The sequence below is a fragment of the Streptomyces sp. LS1784 genome, from assembly GCF_020103755.1.
Classification (GTDB): Bacteria; Actinomycetota; Actinomycetes; order Streptomycetales; family Streptomycetaceae; genus Kitasatospora.
Genome location: NZ_JAHSQD010000754.1, coordinates 1 through 3,215, shown reverse-complemented (window position 1 = coordinate 3,215; position 3,215 = coordinate 1). Strand labels below are relative to the sequence as shown.

Below are 3,215 nucleotides of genomic sequence, written 5' to 3'. Positions count from 1 at the left end.
GCCGGCGCGGGGCCGACCGCGGCCCCGCGGCAGCCGGTCCGGCCCCGGCCCGGACATCTCCCGGGCCGGGGCCCACGCGGAACGGCTCCGCCGCTCCGCCGTTCAGCCGTTCAGCCCGCGATGGGCGGGTTGAGCCGGGCGAAGGCCTCCTGCCGGCGGTACGGGAAGTACGGGTACGGCGCGGTGCGGGCACTGGCCGCGTCCAGCCGGGCCACCTGGTCCTCCGTCAGGGACCAGCCGACCGCACCCAGGTTCTGGCGCAGCTGCTCCTCGTTGCGGGCGCCGATGATGACGGAGGAGACGGTGGGACGGCGCAGCAGCCAGTTGATCGCCACCTGGGGGACGGTGCGGCCGGTCTCGGCGGCGACCTCGTCCAGCGCGTCGACCACCCGGTACAACAGCTCGTCCTCCACCGGCGGGCCGTAGTCGGCGGTGTCGTGCAACCGGCTGCCGTCCGGGAGCGGCTTCCCCCGGCGGATCCTCCCGGTGAGCCGGCCCCAGCCGAGCGGGCTCCAGACCAGGGCGCCGACGCCCTCCTCCTGGGCGAGCGGCATCAGCTCCCACTCGTAGTCGCGGCCGACGAGCGAGTAGTAGACCTGGTGCGCGGCGTACCGGGGGCGGCCGTGCCGGTCGGCGAGGGCGAGGGACTTCATCAGCTGCCAGCCGGAGAAGTTGGAGACGCCGGTGTAGCGGATCTTGCCGGCCCGGACCAGGTCCTCCAGGGTGGCGAGCACCTCCTCGATCGGGGTGCCGGCGTCGTGGGCGTGCAGCTGGAACAGGTCCAGGTAGTCGGTGCCGAGGCGGCGCAGCGCGTCGTCCACGCTCCGGACGAGCCGGGCACGGGAGGTGCCGGCGTCCTGCGGGCCGTCACCCGTGGGCAGTCCGGCCTTGGTCGAGATCAGCACCTGGTCGCGGCGGCCGCGAATCGCCTGGCCGAGCACCTCCTCGGAGGCGCCGTCGGAGTAGACGTCGGCGGTGTCGAAGAGGGTGACCCCGGCGTCGATGGCGATGTCGAGCAGCCGGCGGGCCTCCTGGACGCCGGTGGTGCCCCAGGCGCCGAACAGCGGGCCGCGGCCGCCGAAGGTGCCGGTGCCGAGGCTGAGCGCGGGCACCTTGAGTCCGGACGCGCCGAGCCGGCGGTACTCCATGTCGGTGGTGACGGTCATGGCGAATCTCCCCTCAAGCCCCTAATGGGACTCCCATTCCGTTAGGATGCCTCAAACCTAACAGAGTCCACCCCTCTAATGGAACAGGAATCCCGTTAATGGCCGTCCAGCCTTCCCAGCCCGAGCAGCCCTCCCCACCCGAACCCTCCACGCCCGGCACCGTCCGCCCCGGCGGCCGGACAGCGCGGGTCCGCACCGCCGTCCTGCGCGCCGCCGAGGACGCCCTGGTCGAGCACGGCTTCAGCGGCCTCGACCTCGGCGACATCGCCCAGCGGGCCGAGGTCGGCCGCACCACCGTCTACCGCCGCTGGGGCAGCACCACCGCGCTGGTCGCGGACCTGCTCGCGGACATGGCCGAGCAGTCGCTGCCGCGCACCGACAACGGCTCCCTCGCGGGGGACCTGAGGGCCAACGCCCGGCTCGTCCAGCGCACCCTGGCCGACCCGCGGCAGGGCGCCCTGTTCCGCGCCGTCATCGTGGCGGCGAACTGCGACCCGGACGCGGCCGAGGCGCTGCGGCACTTCTACCGGCGCCGGGTCGAGGAGTGGGCGCCATGCGTCACGGCGGCCGTCGAACGCGGCGAACTCCCGCCGGACACCGACGGGTTCGAGGTCGTCCGGGCGGTCTCGGCGCCGCTCTACTACCGGATGCTCACCACCGCGGAGCCACTGGACGAGGCGGCCGCCGACCGCGCGGCGGAGGCCGCCGAGGCGGCGGCCCGGGCCGGGGCGTACCGGCATCGCGGCGACTGACCGCGCGAGCCGGGGAAAAGCGAACGGCCGCACAGCGCACCGGCGTTGTGCGGCCGTCGGTCCGGAAGGGCCCGGGTGGCCGGGGGCCCGGGGACCAGGTCAGTCCTCGTCCAGGTCCTCGTACTCCTCGCGCAGGTTCTCCAGCAGGCTCACCCAGAGGTCCGACTCGTCCGGCCCCTGCCCCAACTCGGCCACCAGCGCCTCGAACTCGTCCAGCGCGGCCTTGGCGTCCCCCTCGCGGATCCGCTGCTCCAGGCGCGCCAGCAGCGCCAGAGCGCCGACCGCCGCGGGCAGCGAGTCGGCCGCCCAGCCGCCGTAGCCGCACCCGTGGTCCCAGCCGTCCGCGTTGTAGATCCGCACGGTGCCGGTGTCACCCGCCACCATCAGATGCCGCTCGTGGAACGTGCCGACGCAGTAGCCCCAGTTGCTCGGCGGGGTGTCGTCGTCCGGCGTGCGCTCGCCGAACAGGTCGTCCAGGTCCGCCTCCCACATCCCGCGCTCGGGCAGGCCCGTGGCATCGAAGCCGAGGAAGTCGAGCTCCACGGCCGGCACGCCGACCTCGCTCAGGAACGCCCGGGCGTCCCGCGACGTCAGCCGCTCGGGCAGTGCCCCGGGCTCGGGCCGCCACAGCGCGCCCGGGCCGAAGCAGGACTCCAGCCAGGCCGCGGTGGGGTTGCCGGCGGCGGCCAGCAGCTCGGCGTCGGACATGGTCATCGGTGCGTCTCCCCCGGTCAGAACGGTGCTCTGCCCTCATTCAAGCGCACCGCACCGAAAGCGAGGGCCGCCGGGGCACACCCCCCGACGGCCCTTCCGGAGCTGCGGCCTGACGGCTTAGAAGAAGCCGTCGTCCTCGTAGTAGTTGTTGACGACCACCTGCGGGTCGTCGTCGAAGGCCTCGTTCAGCAGCGCACCGCCGACCAGGCCGGCCGCGCCGGCGCCGATCAGCGCACCGGTGCCGAAGCGCCGCCCGCCCTGGGCCTGCTGGCCGGGCACCTGCGGCTGGCCCTGCTGGACCGGCTGCGGGTAGCCGGCCTGCGCCGGGGTGTAGAACGGCGGGACGTTGGTCTGCACCCGCTGGGCACAGGCCACGCAGGCCTCGATCTGGCGCGGCACGCCCCACTGCGGCGACCACAGCACCGCGGTGGTGCCGGCGCCGTGCGAGGGGTCGAAGAAACACGTCACGGGGGAACTCCCTGCTACTGGCTGAGTCATCGGAACGGCGGGCGCGGCTGCGGGCAGCACGGCCGGCACCGGGGCCGCGACCGGCGCGGGCGGTGCGACGGGCGGCTTCACCGGA

Annotated in this window: 4 protein-coding genes; 1 reads left to right on the top strand and 3 read right to left on the bottom strand. The window is 74.5% G+C overall.

Annotation, left to right across the window (positions count from 1 at the left end):
• Positions 1–110 precede the first annotated feature (110 nt).
• Positions 111–1,148: an aldo/keto reductase gene (locus KS423_RS41805; RefSeq protein ID WP_224284946.1), complete on the bottom strand. Its 1,038-nt coding sequence runs from the start codon at positions 1,146–1,148 to the stop codon at positions 111–113.
• A gap of 116 nt (positions 1,149–1,264) precedes the next feature.
• Between KS423_RS41805 and KS423_RS41800 the strand changes: the two genes are divergently transcribed.
• Positions 1,265–1,918: a TetR/AcrR family transcriptional regulator gene (locus KS423_RS41800; protein ID WP_224284945.1), complete on the top strand. Its 654-nt coding sequence runs from the start codon at positions 1,265–1,267 to the stop codon at positions 1,916–1,918.
• A 99-nt stretch (positions 1,919–2,017) separates the two neighbouring features.
• On the opposite strand, the gene KS423_RS41795 is transcribed toward KS423_RS41800, so the two are convergent.
• Together KS423_RS41795 and KS423_RS41790 are read right to left on the bottom strand one after the other, a co-directional pair.
• Entirely contained in the window at positions 2,018–2,632 is a 615-nt protein-coding gene (locus KS423_RS41795; protein ID WP_224284944.1) for an SUKH-4 family immunity protein, read from the bottom strand.
• A gap of 117 nt (positions 2,633–2,749) precedes the next feature.
• Entirely contained in the window at positions 2,750–3,100 is a 351-nt protein-coding gene (locus tag KS423_RS41790; protein WP_224284943.1) for a hypothetical protein, read from the bottom strand.
• Positions 3,101–3,215 lie beyond the last annotated feature (115 nt).